Consider the following 15,177-nt stretch of genomic DNA (forward strand, 5'->3'; position numbering starts at 1 on the left):
GGAACCCGCGGACCGCACGGCCCGTGCGCCGGCCGGCTTCGTCGTTCGTCGGCGCCGCCGCGTTCCGGGTCGACGGCGCCATCGCGGGCGCCGACGTCACCCCGATGTGGCGCCCGTGTGCCGGCCGGGCGTGGTCAGGCCTTGATCCACTGGGCCCAGGTCAGCGTCCAGCCGCTCCAGCCGTTGTCCGCGTCGATCACCTTCTCCGGCGAGTTGATCACCTCGACCACGTCGCCGACCAGCGAGTTCGCGTAGAACCAGGCGCCCGGTTTGGTGGCGTCGCCGCCACCGACGACATCCTCCAGGCCGACACAGCCGTGGCTGGTGTTCAGCCGGCCGAACGGGGGGTTCGCCTTGTCCTTGAACCAGTGGTTGCCGTGCACGTAGGTGCCGCTCGTGCTCAGCCGCATGCTGTGCGGGACGTCGGGGATGTCGTACGAATCGGGGCCCAGGCCCACGCTCTGCCCGTACATCCGGATCGTGCCCTCCTTGGCCATGATCAGCATCCTGCCGTTGTAGGTGGTGAATTCGTCGCTGCCCAGGCTGGCCGGCAGCTTCTTGAGCAACGCGCCGTCGCGGGTGACGGTGAGGGTGTGGGCCTTGCTGTCCGCGACGCTGGTCTGCGCCCGGCCGATGGTGAAGGTGACGGTCTTCTTCTGCTTGCCGTAGACACCCGGGGAGGTCTGCTTGCCGTCCAGGTCCAGATGGAGGGTGACCTTGGTGCCGGGCTGCCAGTACTTCTCCGGGCGGAAGTCCAGTCGCGTGTCCTTGAACCAGTGGCCCTTGACCTCGACCGCGGGCTCCGAGGTGACCGTCACCGACCGGTTCACCAGTGCCTTGTCGGTGACCGCGGTACCGAAGGTCAGCGACACGATCATGCCGACGCCGTAGGTTTCGTTCGCATCGATGTTGAAGTAGCCGTAGTTGGTGTTCGCCGGGGTGAGCGTGGTGAACGAGGACTGCATCGCCGACACCAGCCCGGCTGCGTCCGTGGCGGTCGCGGACACCGCGTACTTCATCCCGGTCTGCAGCGCCGCCGCCGGTGCCCAACTGGCCCCGTCCGGTGCGATGGTGCCCTCGACGGTCTTGCCCTCGGAGGTCTTCACGGCGACCTCCGTCAGCTTCCCGGCGGTCGCGGTGACCTTGAGAGCCCCTTCGGTGGCCACTCCCGTCGCACCGTCCTGCGGGGTGATCGCGACCACCGCCTTGGACATCTTCGGCGCGTCGCCACCGGGGTCCTTGGCCTGGGCGGCGGGCTTGCCGTCGCCGGGGCCCTTGCCACCCCTGTCGTCCTTCGAGTCGCCTCCGCTGCACGCACCTGCGCCCAGCAGGGCGACGCACAGCGCCAGCGCCGGCAGCACCCGGCGGGCACGCCGCACGGGAGACCTCCTCGGGCTCTCTCGGGTGGTGTTCGGCATGCGCTCTCCTCGGTTGTGGTTCCCGAGGAGATGACGATCTCGGCCACCGAACACGTCACGAGCCCCCGGCATGACATGTGTCACGGATCGCATCGGAACCGGCACGCCCGAACGACCGTCTCGGTAAAAGCGATTCGGCGCCCGGGCCACTCCGGCAGATGACGCGCCTGAAGAATCCCGTACTGGTCGAGGATCCCGACAGCGGCGGCACCCGGCGGATCCACCCGGTGGTGCGCGACTGGCTGCTCGACGCTCACACGGCCAGGATGGCGAACTGCCGCCCACCCTCCGGATCCTGCCCGCCCTGCACCGCGCCGCCGCCGAGTACCACGGGGTCCCGGCCGAGGGCGGCTTCTCCCCTCGGACCACCCAGCACCGCTTCGCCCTCGGTGACGATCGCCACGTGGCCACCTGGAGCCGGCACCTCGCCCACGCCCTGACAACCGAGCCACCCGACACCGCCCGAACTCGCCACACATCGCTGTCATCGCGACTCCCCCGCCCCCGCCGTACACGGGCTCGGGCCGTACGACGCACCCGACGGCCGCTGCCTCACCCGGCTCTGTTCACCCGGGCGGACCACGCCGATCGAAGAGCAAGGTGGAAGAACCCCGCCCATCCCGCGGTGGCGTTCCGCCGGCGCACCCGGGCCTCGACACCATCGTCCCTCACAGCGAACGCACCGAAGCAGCCCGCCAGAAGGCCTTCGCCGGCGGATACCGCGACGCCGCACGAACAACCTTGTTCGGGGAACTCCGACAGGCACGCCCACGACAGCGGCCTCGTCCGCTCCGCCCTCGAACAAGCCCTGCGCCTACACCAGACCACCAGCGACCGGTTGGACCGAGGCATCACACCGGACGTGCTCGCCGAAACCGCACGGAACGGGGCCGTCTCGGCGAGGCGCGCCGCCTGGGCAACGAAGCCCTCAGGCCCCCACCCTGTTCCGAACCCGCCACCGAGCACGACGGCGAGAAGGGGAACTACCGAGTCCACGTGGAGACGCCGGCGGGGAGCAGGACCGGCTTCGTCCCTCCGCCGCGCGAATCATCAACGCAGGACGCCGGCCCAGTGGTCCAGGACCGAGGGAAGCTCCTTGGCGTCCACCCATGCCCGGAACAGTTGGTCGCCCCGCTGTTTCGGAGCTCCGGTGTGCACGGAGACGATCACACGGTCGTGCATGAGCGCATCCTCTCTGCACCTGTGGTCCTCCGTCCACACGGACACGTACCCCTGGCGGTACATCAGCGGTCCGATCTCGTGCATCTCCCCGACTCCGGAGCCTCCATTTACGTCCATGTAAGGGACTCTATGCCCCGGGCGCGACCCTCTCCCCCGGATCGTCGCGGCGGGCGTCCCGAGGATCCGGAAACCTGGTACGAGATCGGTCGTCCACCGTCCCTGGCACGCGGGCACACACCCGCAGGACTCGCTGCACAACGCCGATCGGCGCGAGCAGGCCGACAGTTGCGGCCACAGCCGCTTCGCAATCAAAGCCCACGCCCTGCGACCCGCATGCGCCGATGTCCAGTCCGGTGTGCGGGCCCCGATGAGCGGCGCGAGGGTCTGCGGCACGTCCTACACGCGGCATCCGAGGAGGCCCGCGAGATCGGCCTCATCGGCCGTGTCGACGGCAACGACCCGCGCCGGCTGTCGAGGCCGTCGGCGCTCGATCATCGAGACCCCGGACCTTCCGGCGGAGGACGCGCTCAATCGCCAACTTGCATCGGCCGGCCGATCTTCGCGACCGCCGACGCACAGGAGGGCCCCACCGCGTTCGCCCGGAAGCGCAAGCCGGTATTCCCGTAGGGCGTGGCAGCCGGGTGCGCGCCGCGCACGGGCCGGACGACCCGCGGAAGAGGGACACTGGAGACACAGCGGCACCGCACCCGGCACCGCAGGGTGCGGTGGGCCGCAGGAGGTTTCCATGCCTGACACCCAGGTACGTGCCGAGCACCGGCTGCACGAGGAGCACCACGGAATGCACTCGCCCCCGCGCGTGGTGGTGCGGGGAAGCGACATGCGCACGTCCGACGCAGACGCCACATCGGAGCAGACCGCCCACGCCTACGAGACATCGCAGGCCGAGGGTGACCGCGCCGAGGACGAAGACGACTGACCGAGCGGATCGGCAGACTCGATCCCGGCCGGATCGGCAGGAGGCCGCACGGCCTTCGGAAGAGCCAGCGCGGCCGGGAGTCCGACGAGGGCGCCCACCGCGACCACCGCCACCGCCGTCCGGATCCCGCCCACCGAGACCAGCACCGCCAGGCCGGCCCCGGAGCCAAACTGGAGTGCGGTGGACGCCAGTCCGGAGGCGGCACCCTGCTCGGTGTCCGCGACGCCCGACGCCGCGGCGACCCACATCGTGGTGAACACGACGCCGGTGCCCAGCCCGAACGCGACGATCCCGGGCAGCAGTGCGGCGTACGACGAGTCGTCCGTCATCCCCGCCGCCAGCACCGCGGCCCCCAGTGCGGCGACCGAGAACCCGACCATCAGTGTCCGACGCACGCCCAGGCGCCCCGCGAGACGCTCACCCGCGAGATTGCCCACCGTGATCGACAACGTCGGCCCCAGGAACGCGACCCCCGTGCGCAGCGCCGAAAAGCCCATCTCGTCCTGGAACCACAACGTCAGGAAGAACGGCACGGCCTGCAGGGTCAGTCCGAACACCAGGATCACCCCGGTCGCCGCCGTCAGGCCGCGATGCGTGAACAGGCGCAGCGGCAGCAGCGGATCGGCCGTCCGCGACTCCACCGCGACGAATCCCGCAAGCAGCAGCAATGCCACTCCCGCCGCACCCGGCACCCGGGGATCCGTCCAACCCCACTCCGGCCCCTGCGCAATCGCGAACACCAGCAGCGTGAGCCCGACCGTGCCGGTCAGCGCGCCCGGGAGGTCGAAGCCGGGCCGCGTCGCACCCGCGCCGCCGCGCCCGTCGCGCTCCTTGCGTCCGTCACGTCCGTCGCGTCCGTCCTGGCCCTTGAACCCCTCGCAGCCCTCGCGCCCTTCGTGCCCGCTGCGTCCGTGCTGTTCCTCGCACCCTTCGCACCCCTCGCGTACGTCGCGCCACGCCGCGTCGGCGGGCAGCAGCGCGGACGCGGCCAGGGCGGCGACCACGACCAGCGGCACATTGACGTAGAACACCGCCTGCCAGCCGAACGCACTTGTCAGTACGCCGCCGAGCAGCGCCCCCAGGCTCAGCCCGCCCGCTCCCGACACCGCCCACACGGTCAGCGCCCGGGTCCGCGAACGCCCTTCCGCGAAGAGCGTGTTCACGAGCGACAACGTCGCGGGGAACAGGACCGCGCCGCCCACGCCCTGCACGGCCCGCGCGCCGATCAGCGCGCCCGGCGCGGTGGCCAGACCGCCCAGGAGCGAGCCGGCACCGTACAGCGCCATGCCGACCACGAACATGCGGCGTCTGCCGAGCAGGTCCGCGAGGCGACCGCCGAGCAGCAGAAGTCCGCCGTACACGACGGCGTACGAGCTGACGACCCACTGCAACCCGTGTTCGGAGAAGCCGACGTCGGCGGCGATCTGGGGCAGCGCGACGTACACGATCGTGAAGTCGAGCGCGGTGATCAGGCCCGCGAGGGCGAGGAGAGCGAGTGTCCAGGCGGGACGTGTCAGGCTGGTGGGACGTACGAGGTTGGCAGGCGACGGCATAAAGGCCGACCTCCGGAAAGGGCCTCGGGAGTGAGGCGGGCGGCTGGGTCGCTTCCCAGCCTGGGCGGACCGCCACGCGCTACCCAGGTCCCGGCTTTGCCTACGCACCGCGTGATCACCCTCGCGCCGTCCCGGTTATGGTCGCCGTGTGGACGCACGTATCGAACTGAGCGAGTTCCTCAAGTCCCGCCGCGCCCGCCTGAGCCCGGGGGACGTCGGACTGCGGGCGTACGGCGGCCGCCGCCGCGTGGCGGGCCTGCGCCGCGAGGAACTGGCAGGTCTCGCCGGCGTCAGCGTCGCGCACTACACGCGCCTCGAACAGGGCCGGGCCGACAGCGTCTCGGCGGAGGTCCTGGCCGCGATCGGGAAGGCGTTGCGCCTGGACGAGGACGAGCGGACGTACCTGGGCCAACTCGCCAGGCCCGACGCCCGCACGTGTCCCGGAACCGCCGTCACGCCGCGCCCGGGCCTGCGGCACCTGGTGGCGTCCTTCGACGCGACCCCGGCGATCCTGGTCGGGCGGCACACCGAGGTCGTGGCGTGGAACCCGGTCGCGACCGCGCTCTTCGGCGACTTCGCGGCGATGCCCGAGGGCGAGCGCAGCATCTCCGACCTGATCTTCCGCCGGCCGGAGATGCGCGACCTGCACGGCGACGGCTGGGAGCGCACGGCGGTCGAACACGTCGCGCACCTGCGGGTGTTGTCCGCCTGCTACCGGGGCGACCGGAGCCTCGTCGCACACATCGAGCGGTTGCGCGCGGCCAGTCCCGAGTTCGCACGGATGTGGTCGTCCCATCCCGTCGCGCGCACGGGCCACCGGTTCTACCGGCTGCACCACCCCGTCGTCGGCGACCTGGAGCTGTACGGCGAACTCGTGACGCTGCCCGGCGACCTCGAATACAGCGGCCTCGACCTGTTCGCCGCCGAGCCGGGCTCCGCTTCCGAACACGCACTACGCCGCCTGGCCGACTTGGGCCGCGCCCGGGAGACGGCTTCGCCCGCACGCTCATCCTCGGCCGCGGGACCGCGCTAGGGGTACCGGTTACTCCCGCAGCCCGGGCCGCAAGCCCGCCGGCACCAGCGGCACGCCCGCGCCGAGCAGTAACGGGGCGCCCGGCGCCGGCCCGCGAGCGCGTCCGCAGCCGCGTCGATGCGGCGCCCGCGCAGTCGTCGCGGTGCGCCTGCGCGGTGGAGCCGGCACGCCTATTGCGATGCGGTCGGCGTCCAGGCGGTGCGGGCGCAGTGTTCGAGGTACGGAGACCGTTGACGTGCGCCTGCGTTCGGGTGCCTCCGTTCGGGCGACCCGGGCCACCGCCGGGTGTACCCGGGCGCCGGGGCGACGACGTTCCCCGCATGCCCACGCTGCCCCGGATCGCGCCCATGCTCGCCACCCCCGGCACGCTGCCGCCCGCGTCGGAGGACGACCGGTGGGCGTACGAGACCAAGCTGGACGGGCAACGCGCGATCGTCTACCTCCCCGGGGACGGGACGGTGCTGCTGCGCGCTCGCTCGGGCGCCGACATCACGGGCGCCTACCCCGAGCTACGGGCGATCGGCGAGGCCCTGGGCGACGTCGCCGCCGTGTTGGACGGCGAGATCGTCGCGCTCGACGAGCACGGGCACAGCGACTTCGAACGCCTGCAAGCCAGGATGGGCTTGGCCGGCTCGCCCGCCCGGGCGGCGCACATGGCCAAGGAGGTCCCGGCGCGGCTGATGCTCTTCGACGCGCTGTTCCTCGAGGGCCGCGACCTGACCGCACAACCGTGGACCGAACGCCGCGACCGGCTGGAGACCCTGGAGCTCCGGGGCCGGAACTGGTCCACCCCCGGGGCACTCGTGGGACACGGCGCCCAGGCGCTCGAGGCGACCCGCGAGGCGGGCCTGGAGGGGCTGGTCTGCAAGCGGACCGACGCGCGGTACGAACCCGGCGTGCGATCACGCTCGTGGATCAAGATCCGGCATGTGCGCACCGTGGACGTGATCGTCGGCGGATGGCTCCCCGGCCGCGGCCGCCTCTCCGGCCTGCCCGGATCACTGCTGGTCGGCCGTCCCGGCCCCGACGGCCTGCGCTACGCGGGAGCCGTCGGCACCGGCTGGACCGACCGCGAACGCACCACCCTCGCCGAACTGCTGCGCGTCGCCGCCACCGAAGACTGCCCCTTCCACCCGCGACCCTCCGTCCCCGGCGCCCGCTGGGTCCTGCCGCGCCTGGTCGGCGAGGTCGCCTACGCCACCATCACCCGCGCCGGACTCCTCCGACACCCCGCGTGGCACCGCCTGCGCCCCGACCTCACCCCCGACGACGTCGCCTGACCGGCGGACCGGGCGAGCCGATCCTCGCGAATCAGGCCACACTCGAATCATGGAGATCGTCGAAGCGCACGGCCACCTCACCGTGCCGGGGCTGGGCGACGTGGAGGTCGACGTCGACCTGTACGACTGGCCGCCGGCCGAGCACGTCGGTCCGGTCGCGTGGAGCGCGGTAATCGCCGACGGCCCGGAACTCGAAGTCGGCACCAAGGGCGAACTGCACATCGACGGAGAGAACACGGAGACCGGCCACCCCTTCACGGTCATCATGAACGCCGGCCGAGTCAGCCAGCTCCGCGGCCGCGAGAACACATGAGCTGCAATCCCATCAAGGCTCAGTCGAAGCCCGCTTCGGATCGCAGCTCGGCGATCTCACGATGCGAGGCCGCGAGATCGGCGGCCACCCGCCGGTTGACCTCGGCGACACCGGCCTCCCACACCACACGCACCAGCGCCTCGGCAGCGGCCTGAGCCAGGCCGGCCGACCCCCTCGCACGGTCGGCCGGCGTCACGATCGGATGCTCGGCATCCACGTCTCCAGGACGCTCCGCTCGCCCGTCCGCATCCCGCAGAGCGCTACAGCCACTGGGACTGCGAAGCCGGAGTGGCGTAGTCCACCGGCCGGGCTTGCGACAACCGTGCCGAGATCGCCGCCGATCGAACACCGGACACTGACGCGACGCCCATATCGGGCTGTCCCAACCCAATGCCCAAAACGGCCGAATGCGCCTCGATGCCGCTGCGCCGCGTGCGGCAGCAGTGTGCACTCCCCGGTCCGTAAGGCGTTCCACCGAACAGCGCGACCAAGACCACGTCGCCGATACACACGACCTACCGCTGCGCCGAGGGCGGCACGCGGTCGGCGACATCGACATGCGCATCGTCCTCGCCAACGCCGACCTTCCCCCCACCCACCGGACGTCCCCGGCGCAAGGCAGGGCACCCGACGAGACCAGCCGGGCTCCGACTCCCACGCAGAGAGCGGCCGTCCCGCGAACGCACCCGGCACGCCTGGTACTTCCGTCCCACGACCGGGCTGGTCCTCTCCCACCGGTACGGATCCCCCACAGCCGAACCCGCGTTCCGGCAAGGCGTTCGAGTAGGACATGGCGGCCTTCGGTGTCCCCATCCTCGCCGGTGTCCACGACGACCTCATTCCCGCCTATCGCGGCCGCCCTCCGGTCGTCGTCGTACTCGACCGTCCCGGCACCGTGCCCGCCGGCTCCTGCCGCCGGGCTGCTTGCCGCCTGCGCGCAGCCGTCCACCCTCCACACGGGTGACGGCCCAACGGTCAGGCGGGCAACGTCTTCCGGCGGTGTCCGGCGCGGGCTCTGCATCGTCGTGGGAGGGCGGTGGTCGATACCGGGCCGGCGAGGACTCCAGGTGGAAGGCCCGAGAGCCTACTCAGCGCGGGCGACGCGTTGTTGGCAGGCGCGGCGGGCAGGAGGTCGACCAGGTCTGCCCCCGGCGCCCGGAAGCATGTGCCGAGCCTGGATGCGTACTGCCGAGTCACACCGCGTGCACCCGGGGAAACCGATCCGGCGGACCAGTCCTGTTACCTTCTCCCGTCGGCACTCGTCATAGGTGCGACGGCCGATTTCGAGCGGTCGTCGCACCCAACGAGTGAATCGAGAACAGGATGCTGACCAACATCATGTACGTGACGGTATACGTCACCGATCAGGACCGTGCGCTGGAGTTCTACACCGAGGGCCTCGGCCTGGAGAAGCGGCTCGACTTCCCGGGGCCCGACGGACGCTTCCTCACCGTCGGCGTTCCCGACAGCCCGCTCCAGATCATCCTGTGGTCGCAGGCCGCAGCCGCGGGACAGCCGGGAGCGCATGCAGCGCCAGGGCCGCTGATCCTCGAATCCGACGATCTGCGAGAGGATTTCGAGGTCATGGGCCGACGCGGCGTGGTCTTCGAAGAGTCCGAACCCGTGGACTATCCGTTCGGGGTTCGCGTCGAGGCCGTGGACCCCGACGGCAACCGGATCTCGCTCCGTCAGCAGCCAAAACCGTGACCGCCCACCCGTCCGACCTTGTGACGAAGGCGTTCGAAGCCCAGCGCGACCGGCTGCGCGCAGTCGCGTACCGTGTGCTGGGCTCACACGCCGACTCCGAGGACGTGGTCCAGGAAGCGTGGATGCGCCTCGTCCGCCAGGATGAGGCCGCCATCGGCAACCTGGCGGGTTGGCTGACCACCGTGGTCGGCCGCATCAGCCTGGACCTCCTGAGGTCCCGACAAGCCCAACCCACCGCCTACGGAAACGAGTTCGCGGACCTCGTGGTGCTGCCCGACGGCGACCCCGCGCCGGACGAGCAGGCGGCGCTGGCCGATTCGGTCGGCCTCGCCCTGCTCGTCGTGCTCGACTCGCTCACCCCGAGCGAGCGCCTGGCGTTCGTCCTGCACGACATGTTCGCGGTCCCGTTCCACGAAATCGGACAGATCCTGGGCAAATCCGCCGACGCCACCAAGATGATCGCCAGCCGCGCTCGCCGCAAGGTCCAAGGCACGGACCGGGTGGCGGGCCCCGGCCGCGAACACCGCGAGGTCGTCCAGGCATTCAGCGCCGCCGCCGGCGGCGGCGACTTCGAGGCGCTCCTGCGTGTCCTCGATCCGAACGTGAAGCTGACCGTCGACACCCCAGGCGGCGTTGTCGTCACTCTCGGCGCCACCAAGGTCGCCGCCGGCGCCCGCATGTTCTCCGGCGAGGCCGCCCGCCACCGACCCGTGCTGGTCAACGGCGTCCCCGGCCACATGTCCTGGCGCTCCGACGGAACCCCTCTCTCCGTCATCGCCTTCACCGTCACCGGAGGCCGGATCACCGGCATCGACATCATCGTCGACCCGGCCAAGCTCGCCTCGATCCATCTGCCCGCCCCGGCCTGAGCCGGTGGCGGGGTTGTTATAGGAGCGGACAGAGATCCACGTCCGGTCCGCCGGCCCTGGCGTGATGACGGACGAAGGTGACTTCGTCGCGGAACAGCACCTGGCCATCGGAGCTTGGAGACGCCACCTGGTCCAGGATCACTCGGTAGTGCTGGTGCCGCGGCTGGCTGCCGGGGTACTTCACCGAGCGGATCGCGACGATCAGCGGCATCCGAACGCCGTTCACAACGTCGGCGAGTCCCCGCCCTCGCGGAGCCGATGCCAGGACCGGGTTCAATTCGATCGCAACGACGTGCGATCCCGTCACCGGCCTCCGCGAGCAATACGGCTTACGCCGCCGGCCGAAGGTGGGCGACGATGCCGTCGATGTCCTCGGCGAGGAGGTGCCAACGGAGAGTGTGGCCGCCAGGGACCTCGTGGGCCGTGTACGGGATGCCCGCCTGGTCGAGAAGGCCACGGAACTCGCGCTGGCCGTCCAGGACATGGGACTCCTGGAAGGCACTGAACCACGGGATGTTCTCGGCACCCGTACCGGCCACCATGAAGATCCGCTTGTTGTGGTAGCTCGGAATGCGCTCGACCGCGTTGTCGGCACTGACCCGGGCCTCGTTCCACAACGGCACGCCGTAGATGGTGCCGCCGCCCAGCTCGATGGCGGCCGAGGACGCGTTGGCCCAGTGGCCGACGGCGCCGCCGTTGAGGCGCAGGCTGGGCGGGCCGGAGTGGGCGCTGACCGAGGCGAAGTGGCCGTAGTACTTGGCGGCGTACTTCAGCGCGCCGAAGCCGCCCATCGAATAGCCGGCGACCGCGCGTCCGTCGTACTCCGCATGGGTCCGGAAGTTCGCCTCGACCCACGGCAGGAGCTGGGACATGTGAAAGGTCTCCCAGTTGCGGGGACCGACGAACGAGGTGACCGGGTTGGAGTACCAGCCGGCGCCGCCCCCGTCCGGCATCACGACGATGATCGGCTTGCCGGCGGTGAGTTCCCGAATGCCGCCCGGGACGTCGAAGTTGCGGAAGTCCGCGCCCGTGCCGCCACCGTGGAACAGGTACATGACGGGGTACCGGCGGCCGCTGCTGTCGTAGTCGTCGGGGAGCAGGACGTTGACGCCCGGACCGGTGGTCCACCCGATCTGGCTCGTCTTGAACCGGTAGTACTTCAGGCGGGGATCGCTCTCGTTGCTGTCGATGATGCGCAGCCCGAAGCCGTCGCCGATCGCATGGGCGGCGGACGCGCCCCCGACGACGCCCGCGGCGCCGAGCACCGCCGCCGCGGACAACCCGCCGGCGGCCTTCAGGATGTTGCGGCGGGTGGGTTGGAACTCGGTCATGCCATCCCCGTGTTCGGTTTGTGGTGTGGAGGCCGCGTGCGGACGACGTTCGGCCTTCACCGAGCCGCACCGGTCCTCATGGACGGGCGAACTGCAGGCACAGAACGACCAATCACCCTGGCGCGGCAGTTGGTTACATCCGGTGCGCGTTGATCACACACCAGTCACCTGCAATGGTCAATACCGAACCAAGCTAAGTTTTTGGCCCAGGCAATGACCCCAACTCCCTTACACACCACGGCTACACGTGTCACCGCACACCGCAGCCATCGATGGTGCCGACAGGCAGCGGCAGCGTCCCATCGCGCTGCATCCGCCTCGACCGATCACCGCTGTCCTGCCGTCGCACACGTCGGCGTTCGCCGGAGCGGGACGCCACGCGATAGCGAGCCGGGACGACGGCCCGAGAAGACACCGACACCCACCGGTGGCACGGCGATCGTGCAATCCCCGGATGGATTTCGGATCACACCACTCGTGGGACCGGTCCGAGGCATGGCACATTCGAAAGGCCGAAACCGAACGGCACGAGGGGGACTCACATCCCGCTTGCGCGTGGCCGACCGAACTGATGCATTCGGTCCACCTCGCGGTGAGCCTCCTGCCGCGATTTCTGCTTGGCAGCCAAGACACTGAAGGGCGCACCGGAGTGGGCACGTTGCCGCGTCCGCGGGGTCGGCTCCGGGTTCTCCCACGGGCTGGAGGACGTGCCAGGAGCGCCCCCGAGTTCGCGGGGTCGACGGTATGTGAGGGAGCAGTTCCACGGGACACCCGGGAAACTCCCCGCGCATGTGGGCACGACCATTCCGGGCGGCGGCGGCAACCCCGGATCCGTCCGGAACATCCTCGCCCGGGCGAGGCCGAGACCCCGGTGAAACACCCCCCGCAGTTTCGCCGGGTGTCGGCGTGCTCCGTCAAGTGCTCGACCAGGTACAGACGGACGTACTCAGCTCCCTGCTTGAGGTGATCGTGCTTCGTGCGACGATCCTGGGTATGGCCGAGCTCGATGTTCCCTCTCCACGGCGCCGTTTCGGCACAGCCGGACTGCGTGGAGGGGCGACGATCCAACGCCCCTCCGCAGTCTGCATGTTGGTGGCGCTGCTGGACCGCTCGCTGGCACGGATCGCCGCTGCCGCCGCGGACGCGCGCTGCTTCGACCGGGAGGCCATCCTTGTGGCGGCGGACGTGTGGGACAACAACACTTTCCCGCTCTTTCGGGCGGTGACGGCCGGCACACGAGGCGGGCGCGAGCGCCGTGCGTCGGCGGCATTGGAATGGATGGCCGGCCTCGGTGAAGAGAGACGGGCCTGGATGCGCCGTCCGGGGCACCGCCCCCGCCCGCTTTCGCTTGCAGACCGAGGCGTTCCAGGGCACAAGCCGGCCCCAGGTCACGGGTGACGACGAAGCAGCCCGCCGCCTTCTTTTGCACAACGGAGCACTCGACATCACGAGCAGGGCTGGAAAGGACCGGAACCACGATCCGTCGTGAGCACATCGGCTTGTACCGACCCGAGATGTAGCCCTGCACGCCGACATCGGGCCGGGACACCGCGCGTTCGAACCCAATCGGGTGCGAACACTTCCGGGGGCACCGACCCCACCGCCGCTCGCCATCTGGGACTGCAAAGGTCACCGGCGGCGGCGGGTTCGTCGGCGAGGCGACGCCGCAACGGGCCGCAGCCGTGCTGAGGACCGCGCACCATCACGACCCGGATGGTCGTGTTTGCCGGTCGCGCCAGTATGATTACCGGCTTCGGGACCGCGCCGAGCTTGGTGATCACTCGGTCCGCAGGGGTACTGGTATCGTCCGCTGCGACCAACTCCCGCAACCAGCAGCGGCATTGACCGGCGATCACCATCCGCCGCCACGCAGCGAAGGGAACGCACCGCCGGATGCTCGTGGTGCCCTTGGACGCCGAACCCCGGTACAGCGCGTCGTCGGCCGAGCAGCTCTACAGGGCCGCAAAGCAAGTCGTGGACCGGTCGGCGGAGGAGAGGACCCGCGCGTCGCTCGAGGGCCGGGAAGTGGTGGTTGGCAAGGGCTTGTTCAATCGCAACGTCGCCGTGCCGGACCTCGTCCACGGAAACACCGTGAACGTTCGGATCCCCGAGCCCCTGGCGTCCCGGGAACCGATCTCATGGCGCACCGGGTTCCTGGAGGCCGAAGTCCAGGACGCCCAGCGACGTGCGGGGATGGTCAATCGACCGAGGACCTACTACGCCGATCCGCGCGGTCGTTTCCATATCCAGAGGCATGAGCCGGACGTCAGCCCGTGGATGCCTCGCGGCGATCGGGGTCCGGTGTCCGAACACCAGGTCGCCGAGTTGGCCGACGCGTGGGCGCGGACACTGGAACTCGACCTGCCGCACAAAACCGGCCTGCTGCCCATGGACATGATCGGCATGCAGGCGAGCCGCCTTCCGATGTCGCGCGTCAGCACGCGAATTCCGCACGACTTCGCTTCCTACCGAGATCTGCAGTTTGCCCAGATGGAATCCGCCCTCGCACGGCACCTGGAACGGTGGGGACCGGCGCTTGCACGCTTGGGAATGACCATGAGCGCGCACGAGTACGTCCGTCGTGCGCGACGCACCCTGGATTCGGTCGTACCCGTTCGACTGGCCCCCACCCACCCCGACCGGCACCGCGGCAACCTCGGGATGCGGGGCGGCCGGATCTTCGAGTGGGATCCCGAGCTCATCGGCTTCCACGACCCGCGTCATGGCGTGGCGGTGGCCGTCGGCTGGGAGGACTACCGCGGCCAGGACGCCTCGATCATCGAGGCCCACCGGAAGGTGGCGCCCGCTTTCCTCGCCCGAGGATTCACCGAGGGCGTGGAGGCCTGGGGCCGCTACGAAGAGGCCGATCGCGCCGCGCGGAGATTGCCCAGGGCCTTACAGCAATTGACTCGCAGCGAGTCGGTGCGACAGCTCGAAGACGCGATGCCGTTGTGGGCGCCGTACCTGGCGACCATCGTCACCAACGCGGCACCACATGTCGGCATCACCAAGGAGGTCGGTCCCGAATTGATGGCGGGGGTGCTCATGGAGACGCTGCGGCCGCTGGTGGTGGCGCGCGCCGGGGCGCGGGCGAGCGCGGTCGGCGTCGCGCCCGCCTCGGCAATCCGGGACCGAACCGCGACCGCGCGCGATAGAGCCGCGGACAGCAGTCCACTCAGCATGGACGCGCTCGCGGCACCCATCCTTGGCCAGGCACCCCCGGCTCGTGGTTCGGGCCCGCAGGTCGGGCTTCGCCCGGCCAAGGGCAAGAGCCTCTGACACGGCGTCGGCTTGGCGAAGCCGGCGGGGACTTCCTGAATACACCCCAGGCCATCCCTTGTTCCCGAACACCGCTGCCCTGCCTGCCGGTTCATGCCCAACGCTTCGATTCCACGCCACGCCCCGCCGCGACCGGCAGCAGGCGGCCGCATGCTCTGCAAGGCTGCGAGAGCTGTCGGCTGTCAACTGTGGGCGCAGCCTGGCCGGCAGTGTTCAAGGTCCGGTGCGGTGGCTCAACCCAGTCGGAATCCGGTACAGCCCGCCCCGAGCAGTGA

General features: G+C 70.4%; 15 protein-coding genes. 8 read left to right on the plus strand and 7 right to left on the minus strand.

Going from position 1 to position 15,177, the window contains the following annotated elements; genetic code table 11:
- Positions 1-134 precede the first annotated feature (134 nt).
- From ACZ4FV_RS23735 to ACZ4FV_RS23745, 3 genes are all read right to left on the minus strand, one after another.
- The gene (locus tag ACZ4FV_RS23735; protein ID WP_402240249.1) at positions 135-1,418 is read right to left on the minus strand and encodes a L,D-transpeptidase; all 1,284 of its coding nucleotides are present in this window, start codon (positions 1,416-1,418) and stop codon (positions 135-137) included.
- Positions 1,419-1,671: 253 nt separating this feature from the next.
- Positions 1,672-1,821, minus strand: coding sequence for a hypothetical protein (locus tag ACZ4FV_RS23740; RefSeq protein WP_402240247.1), 150 nt, complete (start codon positions 1,819-1,821; stop codon positions 1,672-1,674).
- A gap of 647 nt (positions 1,822-2,468) precedes the next feature.
- The gene (locus ACZ4FV_RS23745; RefSeq protein ID WP_395873107.1) at positions 2,469-2,600 is read right to left on the minus strand and encodes a hypothetical protein; all 132 of its coding nucleotides are present in this window, start codon (positions 2,598-2,600) and stop codon (positions 2,469-2,471) included.
- Between the two features lie 745 nt (positions 2,601-3,345).
- Between ACZ4FV_RS23745 and ACZ4FV_RS23750 the strand changes: the two genes are divergently transcribed.
- The gene (locus tag ACZ4FV_RS23750) at positions 3,346-3,537 is read left to right on the plus strand and encodes a hypothetical protein (protein WP_395873106.1); all 192 of its coding nucleotides are present in this window, start codon (positions 3,346-3,348) and stop codon (positions 3,535-3,537) included.
- Here the strand turns inward: ACZ4FV_RS23750 and ACZ4FV_RS23755 are convergent.
- On the minus strand, positions 3,486-5,090 hold the full coding sequence (locus tag ACZ4FV_RS23755) for an MFS transporter (protein WP_465323226.1): 1,605 nt from the start codon (positions 5,088-5,090) through the stop codon (positions 3,486-3,488). The two genes, ACZ4FV_RS23750 and ACZ4FV_RS23755, sit on opposite strands and share 52 nt — an antisense overlap.
- A gap of 148 nt (positions 5,091-5,238) precedes the next feature.
- On the opposite strand from ACZ4FV_RS23755, the gene ACZ4FV_RS23760 reads away from it, so the two are divergent.
- The 3 genes from ACZ4FV_RS23760 (at position 5,239) to ACZ4FV_RS23770 (ending at position 7,716) form a co-directional block, all read left to right on the plus strand.
- On the plus strand, positions 5,239-6,123 hold the full coding sequence (locus tag ACZ4FV_RS23760) for a helix-turn-helix domain-containing protein (RefSeq protein ID WP_402240240.1): 885 nt from the start codon (positions 5,239-5,241) through the stop codon (positions 6,121-6,123).
- Positions 6,124-6,443: 320 nt separating this feature from the next.
- Entirely contained in the window at positions 6,444-7,403 is a 960-nt protein-coding gene (ligD, locus tag ACZ4FV_RS23765) for a non-homologous end-joining DNA ligase (RefSeq protein ID WP_465323227.1), read from the plus strand.
- A 49-nt stretch (positions 7,404-7,452) separates the two neighbouring features.
- On the plus strand, positions 7,453-7,716 hold the full coding sequence (locus ACZ4FV_RS23770) for a hypothetical protein (protein WP_465323228.1): 264 nt from the start codon (positions 7,453-7,455) through the stop codon (positions 7,714-7,716).
- Positions 7,717-7,735: 19 nt separating this feature from the next.
- Here ACZ4FV_RS23770 and ACZ4FV_RS23775 read toward each other — a convergent pair whose 3' ends face one another.
- The gene (locus ACZ4FV_RS23775) at positions 7,736-7,912 is read right to left on the minus strand and encodes a hypothetical protein (RefSeq protein ID WP_395873100.1); all 177 of its coding nucleotides are present in this window, start codon (positions 7,910-7,912) and stop codon (positions 7,736-7,738) included.
- 1,127 nt (positions 7,913-9,039) lie between these two features.
- Between ACZ4FV_RS23775 and ACZ4FV_RS23780 the strand changes: the two genes are divergently transcribed.
- A complete protein-coding gene (locus ACZ4FV_RS23780; protein WP_402240239.1) occupies positions 9,040-9,423 on the plus strand; it encodes a VOC family protein in 384 nt (127 codons plus the stop codon).
- Complete coding sequence (locus ACZ4FV_RS23785) at positions 9,420-10,292, plus strand: sigma-70 family RNA polymerase sigma factor (RefSeq protein WP_395873098.1); 873 nt, start codon at positions 9,420-9,422, stop codon at positions 10,290-10,292. The genes ACZ4FV_RS23780 and ACZ4FV_RS23785 overlap by 4 nt, the downstream gene beginning before the upstream one ends.
- Before the next feature lie 16 nt (positions 10,293-10,308).
- Here the strand turns inward: ACZ4FV_RS23785 and ACZ4FV_RS23790 are convergent, their stop codons facing one another.
- Together ACZ4FV_RS23790 and ACZ4FV_RS23795 are read right to left on the minus strand one after the other, a co-directional pair.
- Complete coding sequence (locus ACZ4FV_RS23790; protein ID WP_402240236.1) at positions 10,309-10,503, minus strand: hypothetical protein; 195 nt, start codon at positions 10,501-10,503, stop codon at positions 10,309-10,311.
- Positions 10,504-10,621: 118 nt separating this feature from the next.
- Positions 10,622-11,623, minus strand: coding sequence for an alpha/beta hydrolase (locus ACZ4FV_RS23795; protein WP_402240233.1), 1,002 nt, complete (start codon positions 11,621-11,623; stop codon positions 10,622-10,624).
- A gap of 918 nt (positions 11,624-12,541) precedes the next feature.
- On the opposite strand from ACZ4FV_RS23795, the gene ACZ4FV_RS23800 reads away from it, so the two are divergent.
- Together ACZ4FV_RS23800 and ACZ4FV_RS23805 are read left to right on the plus strand one after the other, a co-directional pair.
- On the plus strand, positions 12,542-13,021 hold the full coding sequence (locus ACZ4FV_RS23800; protein WP_465323229.1) for a hypothetical protein: 480 nt from the start codon (positions 12,542-12,544) through the stop codon (positions 13,019-13,021).
- A gap of 495 nt (positions 13,022-13,516) precedes the next feature.
- Positions 13,517-14,902, plus strand: coding sequence for a hypothetical protein (locus tag ACZ4FV_RS23805; protein WP_465323230.1), 1,386 nt, complete (start codon positions 13,517-13,519; stop codon positions 14,900-14,902).
- Positions 14,903-15,177 lie beyond the last annotated feature (275 nt).

Source organism: Embleya sp. NPDC025285, from assembly GCF_055558835.1.

Coding starts and splice junctions, on each gene's coding strand:
- ACZ4FV_RS23770 (WP_465323228.1), top strand. CDS start 7,453: ATGGAGATCGTCGAAGCGCACGGCCACCTCACCGTGCCGGGGCTGGGC.
- ACZ4FV_RS23780 (WP_402240239.1), top strand. CDS start 9,040: ATGCTGACCAACATCATGTACGTGACGGTATACGTCACCGATCAGGAC.
- ACZ4FV_RS23790 (WP_402240236.1), bottom strand. CDS start 10,503: ATGCCGCTGATCGTCGCGATCCGCTCGGTGAAGTACCCCGGCAGCCAG.
- ligD (WP_465323227.1), top strand. CDS start 6,444: ATGCCCACGCTGCCCCGGATCGCGCCCATGCTCGCCACCCCCGGCACG.
- ACZ4FV_RS23750 (WP_395873106.1), top strand. CDS start 3,346: ATGCCTGACACCCAGGTACGTGCCGAGCACCGGCTGCACGAGGAGCAC.
- ACZ4FV_RS23755 (WP_465323226.1), bottom strand. CDS start 5,090: ATGCCGTCGCCTGCCAACCTCGTACGTCCCACCAGCCTGACACGTCCC.
- ACZ4FV_RS23795 (WP_402240233.1), bottom strand. CDS start 11,623: ATGACCGAGTTCCAACCCACCCGCCGCAACATCCTGAAGGCCGCCGGC.
- ACZ4FV_RS23735 (WP_402240249.1), bottom strand. CDS start 1,418: ATGCCGAACACCACCCGAGAGAGCCCGAGGAGGTCTCCCGTGCGGCGT.
- ACZ4FV_RS23805 (WP_465323230.1), top strand. CDS start 13,517: ATGCTCGTGGTGCCCTTGGACGCCGAACCCCGGTACAGCGCGTCGTCG.
- ACZ4FV_RS23745 (WP_395873107.1), bottom strand. CDS start 2,600: ATGCACGACCGTGTGATCGTCTCCGTGCACACCGGAGCTCCGAAACAG.